Genomic DNA, 20,541 nt, shown 5'->3' with positions numbered 1-20,541 from the left:
CCGCCGCTTCTTACGGTTGGTGGTAGCGGATCGGATCCGTCAGTCCCGCGTCGGCAAAGCCCTTCAGGCGCAGTCGGCAGCTGTCGCACTCACCGCAGGCTTCTTCTTCCCCGTTATAGCAGGACGTGGTCAACGCATAGGGAACGTTCAGGCGCATGCCTTCCTTGATGATATCCGCCTTGGTCCAATGGATCAGCGGGGTCTCGATCTTGATCGGCTTGCCCTCCACGCCTACCTTCGTGGCGTATCGGATTACCTCTTCCACCTTGGCGATGAATTCAGGCCGGCAATCGGGATAACCGCTATAATCCAGTGCGTTGACGCCGATGAAGATGGCTTCCGCGCCCTGTACCTCCGCATACGAGGTAGCGATGGACAAGAACAGCAGATTGCGGCCGGGCACATAAGTTACCGGAATGACGGTCTCATCCAGCTCCGTCGGCACCTCGATGGTCTCGTCCGTCAAGGCGCTTCCGCCGAAGTCGCGGAGGAAATCCAGTCGGATGACCTTGTGGCGGGCCGCCGTGCCGTAATGCTCAGCCACCTTGCGGGCATTCTCCAGCTCGATCCGGTGGCGCTGGCCGTAATCGAAGGTAATGGGGTACAGCTCGTACCCTTGATCTTGAGCGATGCCCATGCAGGTGGTGCTGTCCAAGCCGCCGCTCAGGATGACGACGGCTTTCTTAGGGGACGATGTGGTCATATTCGTACCATCCTTCCTTGTATGACAGGATCAGACGCCCCGTTGGGCCGGATCCCAGATGATCTTGTGGAGCTGGAGGTTCAGCTTGGCATGGGCCGGGCCCTTCTCCAGCATCAGCTGGACGAGCCGGGCGGGTGGCATGCTCTCCCAGACGGGGCTGAACAGGGGCAGGGCGGCCGTCGGATGGTCTTCCAGCAGCCGGACGGCGGCTTCGAAGTCCTCCTCGTGGGCGACGACGAACTTCAGCTCGTCCTGGGGGCGCAGGAGCGCCAGGTTGCCCTTCAGCATCTGTGCCTCTTCGCCGGAGCCGGGCAGCTTATAGTCCATGACATACCGGATCTTAGGGGAGACTGCTCGGGAGAGGAAGGGAGCCAGATCTACGGCGCCGTTGGTCTCCACATGAACATCCTCGATATGGGGCAGCTCCGCCAGCGCCTCCAGAAGGGCCAACGACCGGTCCCCGTACAGTAGCGGCTCACCGCCGGTCATGCAGATGCTCCGGGACCGGTAGGCCCGAACGGCGTCCACGATCTCGCCGACGGTCATCACGGACTCTGCTTCTTCCGGAGGATAGCTGTATGGAGTGTCGCACCAGGTACAGCGGAGGTTGCAGCCGAAGAGACGGACGAACACAGTAGGGAAGCCGGCGCGGGTGCCCTCCCCCTCCACCGTCTCGAAGATCTCCACCATCGGAAGCTTGACGGAGGAACGCTCGGTCATCACTCCACCCCCATCAGGGAACGGGTAACGGCGGCATAGCTGGTGGGCGTCTCCCACAGCCGGACCTCCTCCAGCTTCACGCCGGGATAGATGCCTTCCTCCACCAAGCCGCGGTGCAGCTCCTCGTAGATCCAGACGACCATATTCTCCGCCGTCGTGTTCATCGGAGGCAGCGCTTCATTCAGATATTGGTGGTCCAGGCGGTCGATGATCCGCTCCTTAACAATCCGTTTGATATCGGAAAAATCCAGGGTCAAGCCCCGTTCGTCGGTTTTGCCCAACAAGATGACCTGCAGCCTGTAGGTGTGGCCGTGCAGATTCTTGCATTTGCCTTCGTAGGCATGCAGATGGTGGGCGCTGTCGAAGGTGAACTCCTTCGAGACGAGTACGGGGCGGTCATGGTACCGCAGCTGGTCCTGCTGAATGTCCTGACCGAAAATCTGTACCTTGCGGGGTATGTGGTATGTCATCATCTTCACCTCATGGGAAAGCTCCAACCGAAGCCGATTCTTGGATGCGGGGACGTCTTGGACGGCAGCTTCCAAGGTAGGAACAAAGCAAAAGCACTCTTCATTATACCACGAGTTTCTCATAAACTACAACGGATCGGTAGACTTTTGTTCCAGGTCCGGATCGGTTACTATAATACAGAACGAATGTTGACTTAAAGGAGTTCTTGAACCATGCGTAACCTGCTCCCCCCTGCCTTCGTCGGCAGGGTGACCGATATGCTCGGACCGGAGGCCGAGCCCTTCCTCGCCAGCTATGACGCGCCCCGGAGCTTCGGCCTCCGGCTGAATCCGGCCAAATGGTCCGCAGAGGCTCCGGAATTCGCCGAGCTTATGCCGCTGTTCGGGCTGGAGCCCATTCCGTGGTGCCCGACCGGATATTATTATGCCGAGGAGGCCCGGCCCGGCAAGCATCCCTACCATGCGGCAGGGCTCTATTATTTGCAGGAGCCGTCGGCCATGTCGTCGGCGGAGCTGCTGGCGCCCCAGCCCGGCGAGACCGTGCTGGATCTTGCCGCTGCCCCGGGGGGCAAGGCCACTCAGATCGCCGCCAAGCTGGGGCCGGACGGGCTCCTGATCGCCAACGAAATCCACCCGGCCCGGGCCCAGATACTCTCCGAGAATCTGGAGCGGATGGGCGCCGCCAACGCCGTAGCCGTCAACGCCCCGCCGGACAAGCTGGCGGAGCGGTTCCCGGCCTTCTTCGACCGAATCATGCTGGACGCCCCCTGCTCCGGCGAGGGGATGTTCCGCAAGGATCCGGACGCCATGAAGGAATGGTCTCCCGCTCACGTGGAGATGTGCGCGGCCCGGCAGCTGGACATCGTCCGCCACGCGGCAGCCATGCTGAAGCCCGGCGGCGTGCTGGGTTACTCCACGTGCACCTTCAATAGGGAGGAGAATGAGGAGCTGATCCAGGCGGTGCTTCGGGAATGCCCCGCTCTCGAGCTGGAGCGGACCGAGCGTATCTGGCCCCATCTGACGCGGGGGGAGGGCCATTTTGTGGCCGTGCTGCGCCATGCCGGCGGATCGGAGAACACCGACGAGAACGCCCGCACCCGAAAGGCCGGCCGGGTCAAGCCTCCCAGCCGGCAAACGGCGGAAGCCATGGCTCAGTTTCAGGCCTTTGCCGCCGAGTATCTTCCGGCCATGCCGGAGCTGCCCGCTGGGGAGCCCATACTGTTCGGAGAGCAGCTGTATTGGCTCCCCCATGGCCGCGGAGGCCGCTTCCACGCCGGCCTGCTGGAGGGCCTGAAGGCTCCCCGCCCCGGCCTGCATCTGGCCACGATGAAGAAGAACCGGGTGGAGCCGGCTCACGCCTTGGCGCTTGCGATGCCGCTCTCCGCCTTCCGGGGAGCCGCCCGCTTCGCCCTCTCCTCCCCCGAGCTGGACGCCTATCTTCGGGGCCATGCCGTACAGGCTCCCGAAGGCGTCCCGTCGGGCTGGGTCCCGGTATGTGCCGGCCGCTTCCCCCTTGGCTGGGCCAAGCTCAGTGAGGGGCAGCTAAAGAACCATCTGCCCAAGGGCTTGCGCAAACTATAGCCTCGATACGCAAGAAGCAGCCGGAACGCGGGTACCCATGGAGGGGCCCGGCGCCCGGCTGCTTCTTTGTCTCAGGGCTTCCTGCAAGCCCCGGAGGCACCAACTATTGTTCCTTGTTGCCTGACCTCCGTCCCCGGTATACTGGCCTAGCAGCCAATACAAGACGGAGGGAACTCATCGATGAATAAACCATTCGGCGCATTCCTGATCGGCATCACCCTTATGGGCGCACTGGTCCCGCACGCCGCCGCAGCCGTTCCAGCCGTTACGGAAGCAACTTCGCAAGCCGCAAGCATCGGCAGCCGCATCCTGACATCCGGGCAAGCCTATCTGGGCACGCCTTACAAATTCGGGTCCGATCCGTCCCAGACCCAGACCTTCGACTGCTCGTCCTTCACCTTCCGGATCTTCACGGAGAACGGCATCAACCTTCCCCGGACCGCCAACCAGCAGATGAGCCTGGGTACTTCCGTTTCCGTGGAGGACGCTCTGCCGGGAGACCTGGTATTCTTCCGGGATCCGGTATACCCGAACGAAGCCGGCCATGTATCGGTCTACGTCGGGAACGGCAAGATTCTGCACGCCTCCTCCAGCGGCAAGGGCGTCGGCTACTCCGACCTGTCCCAGAAATATTGGAAAACCCACCTGATGGCCATAAAGCGTGTCATTCCCGCGACTTATACGGTCCGCCCGGGAGATACCCTCTGGTCCGTAAGCCTGGGACGTAATGCCACGGTTCAAGAGCTTCGCAATTGGAATAAGCTGAAGCAGGATATGCTGACTCCCGGGCAGCAGCTGATGACGGAGGATCCGGACCTGCTCATGAGCCAGATCTATGCCAAGGGCAAGAGCCGCGTAGTCCAGCCCGGCGATACCCTCTGGACCATCAGCCGGCTGGCCGATGTCACCATCGATCAGCTCCGCACCTGGAACCAGATGACCGGTGATGCCATCCAGGTCGGACAACGTCTGAAGCTGGAAGCTCCCATGAAAAGCTACACAGTCGTAAGCGGCGATTCCCTCTGGGCGATCTCCAACAAGACCCGCACCCCCGAAGCGCTCATCCGCAAGGCGAACCAGCTAGCCGGCGATTCCGTATATGTCGGCCAGGTACTGAAGATCCCCGTGTTGTTCTAATCCGGCTAATCCGGCAGAATATGCCGCCAAAGGCCGCGTCCGCTCTTATACGAAGAGCCGGGCGCGGCCTATTGTCTAATGAACCGGTTCGTTCTCGAACACGATCTCGTCGATGGGCTTGTTGTGCTGCAGCATGGTGAAGCTGATGGTGTTGTAGTCCTTCTCCTTGTCCAGCTCCTGCATGACGAGGGTGGCGATTTTTTCCCGCTCGCCGGGCTCGCTCATCTTGCTCCTGAAGTCTATGAAGCCGGACAGCTGCTTGCGGCTGATGTCCACCGTAGCCGTTCCGATCGGCAGGCCGCCCTCCCGCTGCTTGTAGATCTCATAGGTCAGCATGTCCTGATCGTCCCGGGCCAGCACCACGGTATACTCCTCCAGCTCATCCGGAGTGCCCGCGATACGGTCACGCCCGTCCAAGTCCAGGGAGTCGTCCAAGAGGTCCTCGTGGGTCAGCTCGATAGTCTCGATGATCTGTCCTTCGAAGCGGTGATCGATGGTGAACGTATCGATAGCCTCGGAGTCAAAATCGGATACGACCAGATCGGTCACATGCTCGATCTCTTCATCCAACGGATTGAAGACCCAATGGATATCGCCGACAACATCGGGTCCGATGATCCGGAGGAAAACCTCCGCCACCCACTCCTGATTTTTGTCGTAGACGTGGTACTCCATCTTGCTGCGGCTCTCCTTGGTGGAGACCAGCTCATAGTACACGGGGTTCCGGTAATGACGGTCATCCTCCGGATCCTGGTTATACCGGTTTACGGTACGATCCATCTCCACGGTATCCCGGTCCGATACATCCCAATCCCCCAGGGTATCCTCGTCGGTAACCCAGATGACCTCCGGCTCATCATGAACCAGGATTCCGTCCTCTTCCCAGTCCGACCACTGGTCGGCGTCCGTGGCGATGACATGGTCGTAGGAGCTGTGAGTGACCAGCACGTCGCAGTCTGCAGCCTTGATGGCATGGATCGTCGACTGGACATAGTCCGTAACGTAACGGACCACTTCCTTCTTGTCCTTGGAGGACAAGGATTCCTTCTCCAATTGGACGGAGCCGCACACCCGGTCGTTCTCCCTGTATACCAGCAAGAGCGTCCCGACGAAACGGCCTTTGAACAGGATGTCGTTGACTTCTCCGCCCGCAGTCTTGAGATCGGGCCTTAAGACAATCTCGGCCATGGAACATCGCCTCCAGCTTGAGAATGCATTCCTCCTTTAAGATAGCCTCCGCGCCCAAATTTCATCCACCCGGGCGAATGTCCAATCCGCTCCTGCCCCCGGGCATATGATACAGTAGACCGACAGACAGAAAGCCGAATCGCGGCACAAGGACTTAACAGCAGCAGCAAGTCGGTACATTCAATCCGAGGAGGAATTCCCATGGGCGCAGTTACAGGCGGGCACTACACTTCCACAGGTATCATTCTGGTGCTGTTCATCCTGTTGGTCATCATTACCAAAGGAATCCTGATCTAATCGCAGCATTCCCATATCCGCTCCACGAAACGCAAGAACCGGTGACTTCGGGTCACCGGTTCTTGTGTTTAGCCGACGGCGCCCCTCAGATGCTTCATAAGCACCGCCCGGACCCCCTCTTCATTATTGGACAGCGTAACTTCGTCCGCCGCCTGTTTCACTTCCTCGGGGGAATTGGCCATGGCCACGCCCAGACCGGCGAAGCGAAGCATGTCGATGTCGTTGAAGTAGTTGCCTACGGCCAAGATCTGCTCCCGCGGGATGCCCATCCGTACGGCCAGCTTGCGCAGGGCATGGCCCTTGCTGGCATCCGGATGCATGATGTCCGTGAACCGGGCGTCGCTCCGGATCGGGACCATCGGGCATTCGAGCGTATCCCACACCTGATCCAGCCGGTCCAGCTGCTCGGGCGTGCCGAACAGGGACACCTTGTAGCAGAGCCCCTCCATACTATAGATATCGTCCAGCTTCACCGGTGTAATCCCGAACCGGGCGTACATCGCCTCGGCCTCCGGCGAGATCCGGTCCGCGAACAGCTCATAGACGGAATTGGCATCATAATGAATGCCCTCCTTCCGGCAGTAGTCCAGAAGGTTCCGGATGCGGTCCAGCGGATAGGCGAAGCTCTGAACCAGCCCGCGGTCCTCGGAGCGGACCGTGGTGGCCCCGTTATGGGTAATCAGCATCCCGGACAAGCCCATCTCCTCCAGCAGGTAGAAGGCGTTGGATGCTCCCCGGCCGGTGCACAGCACGATCTCGGCGCCGGCCTCCGCGGCGGCCCGGACGGCCTCCTTGGTTCCGGGTGTCAGCTCATGCGCATCGTTCAGCAGGGTTCCATCCACATCCAGTGCAATCAATCGGTAAGGCATCGACATCGGTACACTCTCCCTCCATACGCCGATCGGGGGTGGCCCGTCAGCGCTTCTCTTCTTTGCGGAGCCCGGCCAGCTCGTCGTCCGTCAGCTCCCTGTAGGCTCCCAACGCCAAATATTCGTCCAGGAGAAGCGGTCCCATCTTCATTCGCTTCAGATAGACGACCTTCTTGCCCACCGCTTCGAACATCCGCTTGACTTGATGGAACTTGCCTTCCATGATGGTCAGCTCGATCTTGGACGGACGTCCGGCCTCCGGATCCCCGGTGGATAGAATCTGCAGCTCGGCCGGCATGGTGACGTACCCGTCGTCCAGCTCAACTCCCCGGCGGAAGGCTTCCCCGTCCTTCTCCGTTACAGCCCCGCTCACTTCCGCATAGTACGTCTTGGGCACATGCTTGCGGGGTGACAGCAGCTCATGGGCCAGCTTCCCGTCGTTGGTCAGGAGCAGAAGCCCCTCCGTATCCTTGTCGAGGCGTCCCACCGGGAACAGATCGTAATGGGCATAATCCGGCCCGATCAGATCCAGCACCGTGCGGTCCCGCAGATCCTCCGTCGCCGAGATGACACCGGGAGGCTTGTTCATCATCAAGTACACAAATTCCTTGTGGAGGACCTGCTCGCCGTCCACCAAGATCTCATCCTTCTCGGGATGGACCTGCATCCCGCTGTCTTTGACCGTCTTGCCGTTCACCTGGACCGCACCCTGCTTCACCAGAAGCTTGATCCCGCTCCGTGTGCCGAAGCCGGCATGGGCCAGCAGCTTGTCCAACCGCTGCGTTTCTTTCATCCTTCAGATCCACCTCCACGCCGGGGGATATTCATTCTTCAACATGCCGCCGGACCACTTGCCCCATCCGACGGGAAATTCGCCTGCACAGACCAAGACGTAGCCTTTGGCCGGCGTACCGTTCTCCCGGACGATCTCCTCTTCCTCCACGAACAGGGTCTCCCCCTTCAAGTACCGGACCAAGTCATCCGAATCTGAGGCAAAAGACAGCACCCGGCTTGCCTCGCCGGGGCGGTGTCCCATAGCCAAGGCATGGGAAGGCTCGAAGCGCCCCTTGCGAACGGCTCCGGCGAACCAGCCCGGACGGGAGGCCTTAAGGCCATCCAGAGGCGGTCCGCCTTCGGGGCCGAGATACAGGTTCTCCCCGAAGTAGACGGGAACCCCCGGAAGCATGACCCGGAGATGCTCCCGGGTGAACTGCTCCCAGGCCTCCGGACCGGGCTCCGCGGTCTTGGCTGAAGGCAGTCCCGGCTTACGCTTCCGGGTTGCTGAGGAGATCGGCTCCCTTCCGTTGCCTTGGGCGAAGCCGCCCCCGCTCTCCGCTGCATCCGGCATCGCTACGTTCTCCTTCTCCAGCACCGCCACATAATGACCTTCCCCGCGGATCCGGTGGGGCCACAGCCGAAGGGTTCCCGCCGTCTCCAAGGCGGCCCCGTCTGGCTCCTGCATCCCCTCGGCCTGAGCGCACCAATCGGGCCGGCCTGGGGCGAAGCCGAAGGCCGGTTCCACCGGCACTACCCGGAACTCCGGATGAGAGCGCAGGAACCGGGCGATGCTGCATTCGTTTTCCTCCGGGGAGAAGGTGCAGGTGGAATAGACCAGCCGTCCTCCGGGAGCCAGCAAGGCCGCCGCCTGCTGGAGAATCTCCCGCTGCATGAGGGAGCACTTCTCCACGGAGTGCTTCTCCCACTGCCGGGCCATGTCCTCGTCCTTGCGGAACATCCCTTCCCCCGAACAAGGGGCGTCGATCAGGATCTTATGGAAGAAGCCGGGCCACCGTGCTGCCAGCCGGTCCGGCGTTTCGTTCAATACGAGCGCGTTGCGGATACCGTAGAGCTCCACATTTTTCGCTAAGGCCCGCACCCGTTCCGCATTGTTGTCGTTCGTCACGATAAGTCCGGTACCCCGAAGCTTGCCGGCAATCTGGGTGGTCTTGCCTCCCGGAGCGGCACATAGATCCAACACCCGGTCGCCCGGCTGTACGTCCAGTAGCTCCACCGGCGCCATCGCCGAAGGCTCCTGAATATAATAGAGTCCCGCATGATAGTAAGGGTGCTTCCCGGGACGGTCTCCCTCCCCGTAGTAGAACCCTTCCGGAGCCCATGGGACCGGTGAGAGGCGGAAAGGTACACGCTCCTTCAGCTCTTCTGGAGACAGCTTCAACGGATTGCTGCGCAGCCCGTAATGCCGCTCCTCCCCGTAGGAGTCCGCGAAGGCCTCGAACTCCGCCTCTCCCAATAGCCCGCGCATCTTCTCCACGAAGGCGGCGGGCAGCTTGATTGCCATTGGATCCACTCATTTCCTTATAATCGGGCTTGGTCTGGAGTACGCTTGCCAACCCTTATCCGTTCTATGCTATACTATACCAAGAAAAACTATGGATTACACTATGCGGGGCCACCAATCGCGAATCGGCTACTGGAGGAATCGGTATGAAGAAAATGATCATCTTTTTGGGCCTCATCCTAGGCTTGTTCGCCGTTCTGTATTTCGTCAATCAGGCTTCTCTACGCGCCCAAGACGACAATGTCTACGGCATCCCGGCATCCAAGCTGAACTCCATGACAGTGAAGCAGCTGAAGGATCCCAACTATCAGAACATCATTCTGCCTGCGGACCTGAAGAAGAAGCTGGACGCGAAGGGCAGCCAGCTCGTTTATTTCTTCTCGCCGACCTGTCCGCACTGCGTCGCGACAACGCCTTTCCTGGCTCCCCTTGCCAAGGAAATGGGCGTGGATATGAAGATGTACAACGTGCTGGAGTTCGACCAGGGCTGGGCCGACTACAAGCTGACCGTCACTCCGACCCTGGTGTATTACAAGGAAGGCAAGGAAGTGGAGCGCATCGAGGGCGGCTTCAACATGGTGAACGGCAAGCCCTCCGACGACTCCTACCAGAAGTTCAAGGCCTTCCTGACCAAGTACAAGGGATAATCAGCCGCACCACGTACAAAACCGCTCCTCCGATACACCGGGGAGCGGTTTTGTGCTAAGTTAATCCTCATGTACGGGCGGATGCTCGATCAGCTCCCGGACCTTGTCGTCCAGCTCCGGATCCGTCACTTCGATGTCCAGGTCATAGAAGTCGAAGGGCTCCTCCTCAAGCCGGAGCAGCTTCTCCACGTAGGTACGACTCTCCTCCACCAGCTTGCCGACACGGATGCCATACAGGATCTCCGGCTGGTTCTCCAGCTTGGCGATGCCTTGGGTGAACAGCTTGATGGAGCCGCTTACGTTGCCGTTCCGGTAATGGTACAGCCCGACGGCGATCTGCAGCAGACCTTGGAAGACCGGACTCCGGCCTTCCTCCAGCCACAGCTCCTCCATGACCTCATGGCATTCAAAGTAATCCCGTTCCACATTGAAATAGTAGACGAACTCCACATACAGCCGCTCGTAGCCCCTCATTTCGGCTCCTCCGGCGGGTCTTGGACGTTCAGGCCGGCGGCCTGCTGCCCGGCATCCCCGTTAGCCTTCTCTTCTTCCGCTGCGCGAGCCGCCTTCGCCAATGCACCCTCAGCCTTGGCCTGCGCGATGGTGAGCTCGATGTCGGCCGCGAGCTCCGACAGCTTCGACAGCTCGCCTGTTTCGAAGAGTGCGTTGAAGGCCTCCTGGTAGACGCTGGCTTCCTTCGCTTTGCGATAGAAGTAGAGCACTTGGATCTTGTTCAGCACCTTCTCCACCAGGTTGGAATGATCCTCGAACAGCTTCTGGGATTCTACGATCTCGTCCCGGATGCTGGACATCTCCTGGTCGAGACGGTAAGCGGCCTCCGCGGCCTTGCTCAGACGTCCGCTGATGTCCGCCGGGATGATGCCGTGGTACTTGTAATTCAGCGAGTGCTCGATGGTGGCCCAGAAATTCATGGCCAGCGTGCGCAGCTGGATCTCGGCCAGGACCCGCTTCATGCCGAGGGAGGTCTGCACCGGGTACTCGACGATAATATGATAGCTGCGGTAGCCGCTTTCCTTCTTGTTGCGGATGTAATCCTTGCAATAGAGAAGCTTCAGATCCTCCCGCTCTCTGATCAGGTCCGCCATCCGCTCGATGTCTTCCTCGAATTGGCACATGATGCGGATCCCCGCAATATCCTCAATACCCGTCTCCAGGTTCTCCATGGCTACGTTCAGCTTCTTGGCCTTGGCGAGAATGCTCGATATCCGCTTCACCCGGCCGGTCACGAACTCGATCGGGGAATATTCCTCCCGTGCCTTCAGCTCGGTGCGCAGGATCTTAAATTTGACCTTCAGCTCCTCTACCGCTTGCTCATACGGCAGCAGGAACTTGCTCCAATCTCTTCCGTCCATTCCGCCTTACCTCCCGTCTCTTGGGCCCTAGACGTCGGCTCCCACCGCCTGTGAAATATGGGAAAAGCCATCCCGGCGCAGCAGTGCCGGCAATCCCCCGTTCAACCGCTTCACCAGTCCGGGTCCTTCGTATATCAATGCTGTATAGACCTCCACCAAGCTCGCTCCCGCCTTAATCTTGGCATACGCATCCTCCGCCGTGAACACGCCGCCGCTGCCGATGATCGGCAGACGGCCACCGGTCAGCCGGTAGATGGTCCGGATGACTTCGGTGGAGCGATGGGTCAGCGGTCGCCCGCTTAATCCGCCCGTTTCCTTCGCATTCGGATGGCGCAGCCCTTCCCTCGACAGCGTGGTATTGGTTGCAATAATCCCCGATACCGCGGCTGCCGCGATGGTTCCAACGACGGTCTCCAACTCCTCGGCTGTCATGTCCGGAGCGATCTTCACCAGGACCGGCAGCTTCTTGCCGGACTGCCTCTCCACCGCGCTCAGCTCGTCAGCCACCGCCGCCAAGAGCCGCTTCAGATCCTCGCCGAATTGGAGGCTCCGCAGCCCCGGCGTATTGGGGGAGCTGATATTGACGACGAAGAAGTCGGCATAGGAATGAAGCTTCCGGATACACGTCCGGTAGTCTTCCTCCGCTTCCTCGTTGGGTGTGTTTTTATTTTTGCCGATATTCACCGCCACCGGTATCGACCGCTCGCGAATACTGGACAAATTTACCGCCATTTGATCCGTACCTACATTATTAAACCCCATCCGGTTGATCAATGCAAGGTCTTCCGGCAGCCGGAACAGCCTTGGCAGCTCGTTCCCCGGCTGGGCCAGAGGCGTGACGGTGCCGACCTCCATGAAGCCGAAGCCCATGGCGGAGAAGCCCTCTACGGCCTGCGCATTCTTATCCAGCCCAGCCGCCAGACCGATCGGATTGAAGAAGTCCAGTCCCCACAGCTTCTGGCTCAGCTCCGGCAGCCGGGGAACGCTGTAGAGCTTCTTCATTATCGACAAGGCGCCCGGAATCCGAGCCGCCCGTTTCAGTCCGTTAATGGTAAAGTGATGCGCATGCTCGGGATCCATACGGAACAAAACGGGTTTGGCTATTGATGCATACACGTGGGCACTCTCCTGTCCGTCTTCTTAATTAATAAACATTCTATCCTAACGAACAGTTTACTGTTTTCAAAGAAAAAATGGAAGAGGCGCCACAAGCTCCTAACGGGAATTTCCAGACGGGATGTGGGCTTGCGCCGGGTTCTATGGTAGAATAAATGCAAACCAATCATTCAGAGGAAGGATTGAATTTCGCATGAAGAGACAAGCACCCGTACTGCACCGCAAGAGTAAGGATTCCGGCGTGAACAAGAAGGCCCTGATCTGGGTAAGCGCCATCGTGGCGGTCATCGTCATCGTTATGGCTGTGCTTCTAATTGTAAACGGTTAATCCAGCCAGTGATAGATCTTGCTCGGGTTCCGCTCCTCCCTTAGGGCGGGCAGGCGGAAGGTCTTCTCTTTGCGGAGCGTCTCAGGCGGCAGCAGTCCCGTACCGATGGTTACCTTCGTGCCGGACGGGGTCATGTCGAACAGCTCCTCGATATCTTCCTTTAACATTCGAATGCAGCCGAGTGAGCGGTTTTCTCCAATGCTCCTCGGCTCTTTTGTTCCGTGGATCGCGTAGTCCGTATCCGAGAGCTGCATGCCTCTGGAGCCGAAGTCCCCGTCGTCTCTCCCGTTGGGATTCTTGACCTTGTCACTGATCGTGAAGACCCCCTCCGGAGTCCGGGCACCGCCCAGCCCCACCGGATAGCTTCGAAGGATCACGCTTCCGCTGACCAAGGCCAGGCGGAACGCGCTCTTGTCCACAATAATCTCCAGGGGTGCCTCCAGATAGCCCTCTCCTGCCGCTTGCTTCCGAACCGTTCCCCCTGCCGTATATCCAGGCCAATTGCCCCCTCCCGCCTCTTGAGCTCCGGAACGGGACCGTGCCAGAATGTCCTTATAAACCCGCTTCATCCCCTCTGTATACCCCGGCAGAATATTATGGGGATAATCCCGGACCAGCCCATCCAGCTCTGCTGGAAGCGCACCTCCGTATCTCGATTGATAGGCCCGAACGGCCGATTCCACGAGAACGGTTTCCTCCCGCTCGGTCACCCAGCGCTCCACCGCCGCCTCCGCGTCGCCATCCTTATCCGGGGTGCAATTGCACAGCTCCGCCCGGCGGTAGACCACCCGCAGCTCTCCGCCCTCAGCCGGCGTGGTTCCGCTCGCCAGAAGCTCCGGCTTCCGCAGCCCGTTGACCCACTTCCCGTCGGAGGTCAGCTTCCCCTCCGCCAAGAGGGTCGTCCGGTTCTTCACGCTGCCCGAGAGCAGAAACTGCTTCCATACCGCATCCTGGGACAACGGGAATACCGGGTTCATATAGAGCACTTGGGGGCCTTGTGGCCAGGCCGTTCCCTCCTTCGCTCCTCCGGCTCCATCCGATACATGGAACGGCTTCGTTGCGTCCTCTCCGGAGCCGGCGGTTCCTTCCTTCCCGTCTGTATGAAAAAAAGATCCCATCATCAAAGCAACCCCGACCGCGGCGGACAGCCTCAAGGTCCGGTACAGAGGCCTTCTGCGATCCTTCTGTCCGGGCAATACCGGGCGGTCGGCCTTGAATTCCTCCAGCAGGCCCAGCTCCACCTTGCGCTTCTCGAAGGCCTCGTATACTTCGCCGGACTGGGCGTAACAATACTTGGCCTTGCCCGGCTTATTCCTTGCTTCATAGGCCTTCCCCAGCAGATACCAGCCCATCTTATTCTCGGGGTGGTCCTTCACGTAGCTCTTCAGATAGTCCATATCGTCATTCAAGGGATTGTGCTCGAAGAAAGCCTGAAGCTGCTCGTCCGGGTTCTTGTCATTCATCCGCATTCCCTCCCGGTGGTGTTCTCCTTCCTTATATCGGTAAATGACCGTCCAATCTTGAACCCTTGCCTCAAAAAAACAACCCGATGCTGTCGGCATCGGGTTCCACTCACTACTCCATGTATCTACTCCGCTTTCACGAAGGTCTGGCTCCTCAGGACAGCGGTGCTCGTCTGCTCGTCCCATTGGACGTCGATCCCCAGATTCTCCGCGAAGAAGCGGAGGGGGACCAAGGTCCGGTCCTGCTTGAGATACGGTGCCGCGTCTACCTTCACTTCCTTGGCGGCCTTGCCCGCTTCGGTCCGCTTCACGGAGGCTTGGCCGATGGCCATCTCCACGGCGATCTTCTTGTCCGCCAATCCGACATATTCAGCCGCGCCCACCTGCTTGTAGGTCACCTCATAGCCGGCTGCTTCGGCAATGGCCCGCACCGGAACCATCGTCCGGCCTTCCGCCGAGTATTCCGGAGCGACCTCGAATCGGAGAGTCTTGCCATTCAGCACCACATGAATGGAGCCGTCTGCAGCAATGCCGGAGGGAAGCTGGCTCAGACGAATCATCCGGATCCGGTTGTTGAACGCATCGGCCACCAGAATCCGGCCGTCAGCCAGCTCCACCACGTCCGAAGGCGCATGCAGCTCGCCGTAGCCCTCGATTCCGTCCTCCTCGCCGGGGAACTGATTGGATTTGCCCGCCAGGGTCCGGACCGTACCGTCCTTCAGGTAACGGACGGAGTGGTTCATCGAATCGGCGATAAGCAGGCCGCCTTCCGCCGTTACCGCGATACCGGCCGGGAAGTCGAACCGGGCGTCGGCGGCTTGGCCGTCCGCATAGTCCCCTGCGGCGTAGAGATCGGCGTCAGGGTAAACTTTGCCTGCCGTAAGTCCGCCGCCGGCCACCGTGGTGACGGTTCCCGCCTTCAGATCGATGTAGCGAATCCGCTGGTTCCCGGTATCGCTCACGTACAGATTGCCCTTGGCGTCCAGAGCCAAGCCGGAGGGCTCGTTGAACTTGGCGCTCTTCAAGTCGCCGTCCCGGTAATCTCCCGCTGCAACGGCATTGCCCGGGAACACCTCCACCACACGGGCGGAAGACGCATTCAGGGTGGTGACCGTTCCGTCCGGAGCGACCTTGCGGATCAGGTGGTTCAAGGTATCCGCCACAAACACGCTGCCGTCCGCCGCAACCGCCACATCCTTGGGGGTGTGGAAGCGGGCGTTCTTGCCTTGGCCGTCCGTCCGGCCCAGCACCCCGCCGCCGGCCAGTGTTGTGACTTGGCCGCCCGCGCTGATCTTGCGGATCGCATGGTTCCCCGCGTCAGCTACATACACGCTGCCCTGCGCATCCACGGCCAGACCTGCCGGCTGGTTGAAGAAGGAGGCCTCGGCTTGACCGTCGGCAAGACCACCCACCGGGAATCCCTTGGCATCCTTCAGCAGGTTCACGCCGGCATACAGGGAGGTGCGTTCGCCCGTCAGCTTCCGGATCACCTGATTCCTCGAATCGGATACCAGGAGGCTGCCGTCCGCAGCCAAGGCGATGCTCTCCGGCATCCGGAAGGTGGACTCCAGGTTCAGCCCATCCGTTACGCCCAGATCGCCGGTTCCGGCATAGACGGTGGTTTCCGTCATCCACCGTCCACCGTCCGCCACCAGCGCTTGCTTGCTCAGCTCGGCGGCCGCCGCACCGGCTCCCCCCGCCAGGGAGGAGGCCAGTACGGAGATTCCGAGAATCGATAGTATCCTATTCATAGGCTTCTCCTTTAGTCGATAAATTCTGTCCGTCAGCTGGAGGCTCCGGTTACGACTGCCGAGAGGTTCGTCGGCGTGAGCTCGACCACGGTGCCGTCCGATTTCACAATCTTAATGAAAGCCAGAGTGATGGTGAAGGGCGAGACCTGCTTCTGGATCACGGCCCGCAGAACCTGGGCACCGGACATATTGGCCGTTCCGTTGGTATTCATTGCGGCGAAGACATACTCATAATTGCCGTTACCATCCGAATATTCGTTCAGCCCGCTGACGTAGGAGGCTGTATTGGACGTGGGGTCGAAGACATCGGAGACCGGCTCCGTGGTGGTGACGATCCGCTGGCCTGCCGTCAGGAAGTGAATTTGAATGGCCTTGTAATCATAGCCCTGAAGACTGACGGACAGGGTGCCGGTGTTGGAAGCGGGAGGACTCGTAAATTGCAGCTGGACCCCGGTCTGTGGGCTGACGGAAACCTGCTTCGTCGACTCATAGACTTGGCCGGCGGAATCCGTCACCCGCGCAATCAGGGTTGCCGTTCCGCTCTGGTATGGCGTCCATGCGATAGAATAATCGTCGCCCGACTTGGATACGCTGCCGGAGATCGGGGTCGTGCTTCCGTTCCAGCTTACGAAGAATTGGACCTGTGCCACGCCATCCGCGTCCACCGCTCTGGCGGTGACGGTAGCGGGCAGCCCCTGTGTGGCCGAGACGGGCGAGCTCCATGTTACAGAGGTCGTACTGTTGGACGGAGTTTCGTTGGACGTTCCGGTCGGGGTCTGCGTTACAGGCGCCGGGTTCGCCGTTTGGTTCCCCAGGTTCTTCTTCGACTCCTCGAACTTCGCCTTCTCCGCCTCGGTCAAGGATTGGAGATACGCTGCTTCCGCTTGTCTCTGCAGCTCTTCCTGAGCCTTTTTGTTGGCTTCATCCAGCGCTTTCTTCTCATTCTCGATTTGCTTCAGCACCGCCTCGAGACGAGCCTGCATGTCCAGCAGCCGCCGCTGCTCTTCCGCCTGCTGGCGCAGCTTCTCCGCATCGGCCGCGGCTTTTTGCGACGCCTTCAGCTTCTCCAGCTCCGGATCGCTGCCCGCAGTCTTGTCCAATTGCTCGACCTTGGAGAGATCCAGCTTCTTCAGAGGATCATCGATCTTCTTGTTCGCCTCGTCGATGGTCTTCTGCTGGATCTTCTTCTCGTCGATGGCTGCCTTGGCCAGATTGCCGACCAGGTTGTCCAGGTTCTTGCCGATCTTGTCCAAGTCGCTTTGATCCTTGATCAACAGGGTCGAGCCCGCAGGACGATGGACGTTCTGCTCCAGCTGCTGCTTCTGCTTCTCGAGGAATTCGGCGTTTTCCTTATCGATCTCCGCCTTATTCTTAATGATGGATTCCAGAACCTTCGGAGGTGCTTGGTTCACCAGGGAACCCATATCAATGAATTCCACCTTCGTCCGAAGATCCTTCACCTCATCACGCTTGTCGAGGTTGATCTGCTGGGCCGGGTATACGAGAACATACCGGTTCTCCTGGGTGTTCATCGTCTGCTGAGATTCGGGATCAGCAAGAACGGATGAAGAATCGACCCGTACCACGCCCGACGCAACGATGACGGAGGTTTCCTTCGTCTTCGGATTGACCGTTACCAGGTAATTCGTGCCCTGAACGGCCATGACCGCCGTAGGCGTCTCCACTTGAAGCTCGTCGTCGTCGGACACCAGCTTCTTCACGCTGGACCAGACGGAGCCCGCCCACATCTTCAGCTTGGAGGACTTGCCGGAGCCTTTCTTGGCCAGCTCAGATATGTATACTTCGGAATCGGCGCCGATGGTCAGCTCGTCATCCGTGTCCTTGATCTTCAGGACCACGTAGGAATTCGCCCCCGTGACGATCAGATCCCCCTGGTTCAAGCCCATGTTGGTGTACGCGTCGTACGCCTGGGATGCGCCTGCGGCCTGCACCGTCGCGTCTCCCCCGACGTCGGTGATCACCGCCAGCCGGCTGGACTTGGCCTCTGCGGTTTCAGCCGCCACGCTGACCAAGAGCGAGAACATCATTACGAAGCTTAGCGCCATAGACAGCCAGGACATTCGCTTTGCCGGTCGGCTCATATTTTTCTGCACGTTATTAAAGCCCCTCTCCTCCAAGTTCTCCTAAACGGATTCAATCTGCCAACCCATCTATAACCACTATTTTAAAGTCATTCTAGCATAATGACAATGGCATCTTTGTCGTAAAATGTTAGTGCAAGTAGGGATATGCAGATTTACTAGAGGCGTTAAGGCCAAAATGTGTCGGAACACACCTTTTTTTCTGTTTACTCCATAGGTCTTTTATATTATTGTTTGGGATAGAAATAGAATCATTCCAATAGATAGTACGGTAGGTGGACGAATGAAAAAAAAGCAGTTACTCACCGGCATCTGGGGCAACCTGGCCGTCGTCATCCTGGTCCTGTTCTTCTTCGGCTTCAATACCTTCGATGTTCTGAGCCGGGCGCTGTACGACTTCAATATGTCCAAGTCCGCCGACTCGGACTACCGGCATGACATTGTGGTTGTCGGCATTGACGACCAGTCCCTGCAGGAAATCGGAGCTTGGCCTTGGGACCGCAAGGTCTATGTGCCTTTGCTGCAGAACCTGGAGAAGCAGGGCGCCAAGGTCATTGCCTTCGACGTCATGTTCAATGCCAAGGGAAATGCGGACAGCGACAAGGCCTTCGCCGATGAGCTGGCTAAGCACAAGAACGTCATCCTTCCGTCCCAAGCCGTGTTCGACGGGAATTATAACGCCGTCAACAATGATAACATCACCAAGCGGAGCAAGGACAAGCTGATTCAATCCAAAAGCCTAATCACCCCCATCCCGGAATTGGGTCAAAAGGCCCAAACCGCCCTGATCAACGCCAACCTGGACGACGACAGCGTGATCCGGAAAACCTGGCTGCAGGTGGAAACACCGCAGGGTGTTCTTCCCTCGCTGGCCTTAAAGACGGCGGAGCTGGCGGGCGCCAACGTCCAAGAGATCCTGTCCCGCTTCCCCGGCCAGGAAATGAACATCCGCTACAACCTCTACTCCAGCAATATTCAGATGCTTCCGTTTACCGAGGTGCTGAAGGGCAGCGTCAAGCTGAAGGACCGGATCGTGCTGATCGGCTTCACGGCCTCCGGCTTCGAGAATGATGACGGAACGACCCCCATCGAGAAGCGGACCAAGCTGGTATATGCCCATGCGAATATCATCCACCAGCTGTTGAACGGCGGCAAGGTGGAGTTCGAGAACCGCACTGTGACCCGAATCTGGATGCTGGCCATGGTGGCGCTGATGGCTGCGATCGCCTGGCGCTTGAAGCCGATCCTCGGCATGCTCCTGGTAGCGGTCTCCGCCGCCGTCATTCTGGCCGGCCAATACTGGATGTTCTCCTCCATGGAGAAGGATGTCAACGCCGCTTATCCGTTGATCGCCATGCTCTTCTCTTATCTGGTCAACATCGCCATCAAGACCTTCTATGAAACGAAGCAGCGGCACTACATCACCAAGCAGTTCGGGCGCTATATCTCTCCCGATCTCGTCAAGGAGATTGCCGCAACGGACCAGGAGATCCAATTGGGCGGCATCAGCAAGGAGCTGACCATCCTGTTCCTCGACGTCCGGGGCTTCACCCCTCTGTCCGAGAAGCTGTCTCCGGAGGAAGTGGTCGGGTTCCTGAACATGATGTTCAACCTGATCACGGAGAAGACGCTGGAAAATCACGGCACCATCGACAAGTTCATCGGTGACGCCGCCATGATTCTCTTCAACGCCCCTCTGGACGTGAAGCATCATGAGTATTACGCCGTGAAGACGGCATACGAGATTCAGAAGGGCATGGAGAAGGTCCGCCAGGATATTATGGACCGGTACCAGGTAACAATCGCGGTTGGCATCGGCATCAACACCGGACCTGTCGTTGTGGGCAATATCGGCTCCTACCTGAGAGTGGACTACACCGCTATCGGCGACAATGTCAATACGGCGGCCCGGATCGAATCCAACACCCAACCGAATCAGGTGCTCGTGTCCGAAGCCACCTACGAGCGCACCAAGGACTATTTCGAATACCAGTTTGTCGGCGAGAAGATGATGAAGGGCAAATCCGTCGGCATCAAGCTGTACGAAGTGTTGGGTCACATTAAGGCACCTAAATAGCAGCGCCTCTAAAAATGAAAACCGCCGTTCCATTGAGGAACGGCGGTCATTTAGGTTGGAATTATTTGTTGAACGGAGCGTCCGCGACTTTGATGGAGTCGGTCGGGCAGCCGTCTTGGGCATCCTGCAGATCGTCGAACAGATCTTCCGGAATCTCGGTTACGCCTTTGTTGCCGTCGCCTTCGAAGATGACTTCAGCCAGGCCCTCGTCGTCGTAATCATAGATATCCGGTGCAGTTGCGCCGCAAGCGCCGCATGCAATGCAGGTTTCTTTGTCTACCCAAGTATATTTCGCCATTGTGATAATTCCTCCTCATTGTTATCCTCATCAGATACTATAATACAAATTCATAGAAAGTTCAAATACTTGTACAAGATCTTATTGATATCCAAAATCGATCAAAAATTGTTTATCGACAG

Annotated in this window: 20 protein-coding genes; 6 read left to right on the top strand and 14 right to left on the bottom strand. The window is 58.9% G+C overall.

The window, feature by feature from the left end; translation table 11 throughout:
* Positions 1-10: 10 nt before the first annotated feature.
* The 3 genes from queC to queD are packed head-to-tail and all read right to left on the bottom strand — an operon-like array spanning position 11 to position 1,893.
* Positions 11-703 carry a 7-cyano-7-deazaguanine synthase QueC gene (gene queC / locus ACSEXW_RS23565; protein ID WP_438448632.1) on the bottom strand — a complete coding sequence of 231 codons (693 nt, stop codon included), beginning with the start codon at positions 701-703 and terminating at the stop codon, positions 11-13.
* Positions 704-733: 30 nt separating this feature from the next.
* Entirely contained in the window at positions 734-1,423 is a 690-nt protein-coding gene (locus ACSEXW_RS23560) for a 7-carboxy-7-deazaguanine synthase QueE (protein ID WP_438448631.1), read from the bottom strand.
* Positions 1,423-1,893, bottom strand: coding sequence for a 6-carboxytetrahydropterin synthase QueD (gene queD / locus ACSEXW_RS23555; RefSeq protein WP_438448676.1), 471 nt, complete (start codon positions 1,891-1,893; stop codon positions 1,423-1,425). Before queD ends, ACSEXW_RS23560 begins: the two co-directional genes overlap by 1 nt.
* A gap of 213 nt (positions 1,894-2,106) precedes the next feature.
* Here queD and ACSEXW_RS23550 point away from each other — a divergent pair, with 213 nt between their 5' ends.
* Together ACSEXW_RS23550 and ACSEXW_RS23545 are read left to right on the top strand one after the other, a co-directional pair.
* Positions 2,107-3,474 carry an RsmB/NOP family class I SAM-dependent RNA methyltransferase gene (locus ACSEXW_RS23550; protein ID WP_438448630.1) on the top strand — a complete coding sequence of 456 codons (1,368 nt, stop codon included), beginning with the start codon at positions 2,107-2,109 and terminating at the stop codon, positions 3,472-3,474.
* A 180-nt stretch (positions 3,475-3,654) separates the two neighbouring features.
* The gene (locus tag ACSEXW_RS23545) at positions 3,655-4,611 is read left to right on the top strand and encodes a C40 family peptidase (protein WP_438448629.1); all 957 of its coding nucleotides are present in this window, start codon (positions 3,655-3,657) and stop codon (positions 4,609-4,611) included.
* 75 nt (positions 4,612-4,686) lie between these two features.
* Here ACSEXW_RS23545 and ACSEXW_RS23540 read toward each other — a convergent pair whose 3' ends face one another.
* On the bottom strand, positions 4,687-5,799 hold the full coding sequence (locus tag ACSEXW_RS23540) for a hypothetical protein (RefSeq protein WP_438448628.1): 1,113 nt from the start codon (positions 5,797-5,799) through the stop codon (positions 4,687-4,689).
* Positions 5,800-6,000: 201 nt separating this feature from the next.
* Here ACSEXW_RS23540 and yjcZ point away from each other — a divergent pair, with 201 nt between their 5' ends.
* Positions 6,001-6,096 carry a sporulation protein YjcZ gene (gene yjcZ / locus ACSEXW_RS23535; protein ID WP_438448627.1) on the top strand — a complete coding sequence of 32 codons (96 nt, stop codon included), beginning with the start codon at positions 6,001-6,003 and terminating at the stop codon, positions 6,094-6,096.
* 68 nt (positions 6,097-6,164) lie between these two features.
* On the opposite strand, the gene ACSEXW_RS23530 is transcribed toward yjcZ, so the two are convergent.
* From ACSEXW_RS23530 to ACSEXW_RS23520, 3 genes are read right to left on the bottom strand one after another with little or no spacing between them, the layout of a single operon-like run.
* Complete coding sequence (locus ACSEXW_RS23530; protein ID WP_438448626.1) at positions 6,165-6,971, bottom strand: Cof-type HAD-IIB family hydrolase; 807 nt, start codon at positions 6,969-6,971, stop codon at positions 6,165-6,167.
* Positions 6,972-7,011: 40 nt separating this feature from the next.
* Positions 7,012-7,758 carry a pseudouridine synthase gene (locus tag ACSEXW_RS23525; RefSeq protein ID WP_438448625.1) on the bottom strand — a complete coding sequence of 249 codons (747 nt, stop codon included), beginning with the start codon at positions 7,756-7,758 and terminating at the stop codon, positions 7,012-7,014.
* 3 nt (positions 7,759-7,761) lie between these two features.
* Positions 7,762-9,264 (bottom strand): RsmB/NOP family class I SAM-dependent RNA methyltransferase, encoded by a 1,503-nt coding sequence (locus ACSEXW_RS23520; RefSeq protein ID WP_438448624.1) that lies wholly within the window; start codon positions 9,262-9,264, stop codon positions 7,762-7,764.
* Positions 9,265-9,410: 146 nt separating this feature from the next.
* On the opposite strand from ACSEXW_RS23520, the gene ACSEXW_RS23515 reads away from it, so the two are divergent.
* The gene (locus ACSEXW_RS23515; protein ID WP_438448623.1) at positions 9,411-9,911 is read left to right on the top strand and encodes a thioredoxin family protein; all 501 of its coding nucleotides are present in this window, start codon (positions 9,411-9,413) and stop codon (positions 9,909-9,911) included.
* A gap of 60 nt (positions 9,912-9,971) precedes the next feature.
* On the opposite strand, the gene ACSEXW_RS23510 is transcribed toward ACSEXW_RS23515, so the two are convergent.
* Genes ACSEXW_RS23510 through ACSEXW_RS23500 form a run of 3 tightly spaced genes read right to left on the bottom strand, consistent with a single transcriptional unit; the run spans position 9,972 to position 12,400 of the window.
* Positions 9,972-10,385: a DUF309 domain-containing protein gene (locus ACSEXW_RS23510; protein WP_438448622.1), complete on the bottom strand. Its 414-nt coding sequence runs from the start codon at positions 10,383-10,385 to the stop codon at positions 9,972-9,974.
* Positions 10,382-11,284: a GTP diphosphokinase gene (gene yjbM / locus ACSEXW_RS23505; protein WP_438448621.1), complete on the bottom strand. Its 903-nt coding sequence runs from the start codon at positions 11,282-11,284 to the stop codon at positions 10,382-10,384. Before yjbM ends, ACSEXW_RS23510 begins: the two co-directional genes overlap by 4 nt.
* Positions 11,285-11,311: 27 nt before the next feature.
* Positions 11,312-12,400 (bottom strand): quinone-dependent dihydroorotate dehydrogenase, encoded by a 1,089-nt coding sequence (locus tag ACSEXW_RS23500; RefSeq protein ID WP_438448620.1) that lies wholly within the window; start codon positions 12,398-12,400, stop codon positions 11,312-11,314.
* Positions 12,401-12,593: 193 nt separating this feature from the next.
* On the opposite strand from ACSEXW_RS23500, the gene ACSEXW_RS23495 reads away from it, so the two are divergent.
* Positions 12,594-12,728, top strand: a complete 135-nt coding sequence (locus ACSEXW_RS23495) for a hypothetical protein (RefSeq protein ID WP_438448619.1) — start codon at positions 12,594-12,596, stop codon at positions 12,726-12,728.
* Here ACSEXW_RS23495 and ACSEXW_RS23490 read toward each other — a convergent pair.
* From ACSEXW_RS23490 to ACSEXW_RS23480, 3 genes are all read right to left on the bottom strand, one after another.
* Positions 12,725-14,191 carry a L,D-transpeptidase gene (locus tag ACSEXW_RS23490; protein ID WP_438448618.1) on the bottom strand — a complete coding sequence of 489 codons (1,467 nt, stop codon included), beginning with the start codon at positions 14,189-14,191 and terminating at the stop codon, positions 12,725-12,727. The two genes, ACSEXW_RS23495 and ACSEXW_RS23490, sit on opposite strands and share 4 nt — an antisense overlap.
* A gap of 125 nt (positions 14,192-14,316) precedes the next feature.
* On the bottom strand, positions 14,317-15,942 hold the full coding sequence (locus ACSEXW_RS23485) for an NHL domain-containing protein (protein WP_438448617.1): 1,626 nt from the start codon (positions 15,940-15,942) through the stop codon (positions 14,317-14,319).
* 32 nt (positions 15,943-15,974) lie between these two features.
* Positions 15,975-18,056, bottom strand: a complete 2,082-nt coding sequence (locus ACSEXW_RS23480) for a FecR domain-containing protein (RefSeq protein ID WP_438448616.1) — start codon at positions 18,054-18,056, stop codon at positions 15,975-15,977.
* Between the two features lie 271 nt (positions 18,057-18,327).
* Between ACSEXW_RS23480 and ACSEXW_RS23475 the strand changes: the two genes are divergently transcribed.
* Complete coding sequence (locus tag ACSEXW_RS23475) at positions 18,328-20,121, top strand: CHASE2 domain-containing protein (protein ID WP_438448615.1); 1,794 nt, start codon at positions 18,328-18,330, stop codon at positions 20,119-20,121.
* Between the two features lie 61 nt (positions 20,122-20,182).
* On the opposite strand, the gene ACSEXW_RS23470 is transcribed toward ACSEXW_RS23475, so the two are convergent.
* Positions 20,183-20,419 carry a ferredoxin gene (locus ACSEXW_RS23470; protein WP_438448614.1) on the bottom strand — a complete coding sequence of 79 codons (237 nt, stop codon included), beginning with the start codon at positions 20,417-20,419 and terminating at the stop codon, positions 20,183-20,185.
* Positions 20,420-20,541 lie beyond the last annotated feature (122 nt).

Origin of the sequence: Oryzibacillus soli (assembly GCF_051594765.1) — a bacterium.
Lineage (GTDB): Bacteria > Bacillota > Bacilli > Paenibacillales > NBRC-103111 > Paenibacillus_AR.
Note: the sequence above shows the minus strand (reverse complement) of the source record. Positions and strands in the feature narration are given on the sequence as shown.

What these genes read in the sequence shown, in the direction of transcription:
- queC (WP_438448632.1), bottom strand. Translation starts at nt 703, where the DNA reads ATGACCACATCGTCCCCTAAGAAAGCCGTCGTCATCCTGAGCGGCGGC.
- ACSEXW_RS23560 (WP_438448631.1), bottom strand. Translation starts at nt 1,423, where the DNA reads ATGACCGAGCGTTCCTCCGTCAAGCTTCCGATGGTGGAGATCTTCGAG.
- queD (WP_438448676.1), bottom strand. Translation starts at nt 1,893, where the DNA reads ATGACATACCACATACCCCGCAAGGTACAGATTTTCGGTCAGGACATT.
- ACSEXW_RS23550 (WP_438448630.1), top strand. Translation starts at nt 2,107, where the DNA reads ATGCGTAACCTGCTCCCCCCTGCCTTCGTCGGCAGGGTGACCGATATG.
- ACSEXW_RS23545 (WP_438448629.1), top strand. Translation starts at nt 3,655, where the DNA reads ATGAATAAACCATTCGGCGCATTCCTGATCGGCATCACCCTTATGGGC.
- ACSEXW_RS23540 (WP_438448628.1), bottom strand. Translation starts at nt 5,799, where the DNA reads ATGGCCGAGATTGTCTTAAGGCCCGATCTCAAGACTGCGGGCGGAGAA.
- yjcZ (WP_438448627.1), top strand. Translation starts at nt 6,001, where the DNA reads ATGGGCGCAGTTACAGGCGGGCACTACACTTCCACAGGTATCATTCTG.
- ACSEXW_RS23530 (WP_438448626.1), bottom strand. Translation starts at nt 6,971, where the DNA reads ATGTCGATGCCTTACCGATTGATTGCACTGGATGTGGATGGAACCCTG.
- ACSEXW_RS23525 (WP_438448625.1), bottom strand. Translation starts at nt 7,758, where the DNA reads ATGAAAGAAACGCAGCGGTTGGACAAGCTGCTGGCCCATGCCGGCTTC.
- ACSEXW_RS23520 (WP_438448624.1), bottom strand. Translation starts at nt 9,264, where the DNA reads ATGGCAATCAAGCTGCCCGCCGCCTTCGTGGAGAAGATGCGCGGGCTA.
- ACSEXW_RS23515 (WP_438448623.1), top strand. Translation starts at nt 9,411, where the DNA reads ATGAAGAAAATGATCATCTTTTTGGGCCTCATCCTAGGCTTGTTCGCC.
- ACSEXW_RS23510 (WP_438448622.1), bottom strand. Translation starts at nt 10,385, where the DNA reads ATGAGGGGCTACGAGCGGCTGTATGTGGAGTTCGTCTACTATTTCAAT.
- yjbM (WP_438448621.1), bottom strand. Translation starts at nt 11,284, where the DNA reads ATGGACGGAAGAGATTGGAGCAAGTTCCTGCTGCCGTATGAGCAAGCG.
- ACSEXW_RS23495 (WP_438448619.1), top strand. Translation starts at nt 12,594, where the DNA reads ATGAAGAGACAAGCACCCGTACTGCACCGCAAGAGTAAGGATTCCGGC.
- ACSEXW_RS23490 (WP_438448618.1), bottom strand. Translation starts at nt 14,191, where the DNA reads ATGAATGACAAGAACCCGGACGAGCAGCTTCAGGCTTTCTTCGAGCAC.
- ACSEXW_RS23485 (WP_438448617.1), bottom strand. Translation starts at nt 15,942, where the DNA reads ATGAATAGGATACTATCGATTCTCGGAATCTCCGTACTGGCCTCCTCC.
- ACSEXW_RS23475 (WP_438448615.1), top strand. Translation starts at nt 18,328, where the DNA reads ATGAAAAAAAAGCAGTTACTCACCGGCATCTGGGGCAACCTGGCCGTC.
- ACSEXW_RS23470 (WP_438448614.1), bottom strand. Translation starts at nt 20,419, where the DNA reads ATGGCGAAATATACTTGGGTAGACAAAGAAACCTGCATTGCATGCGGC.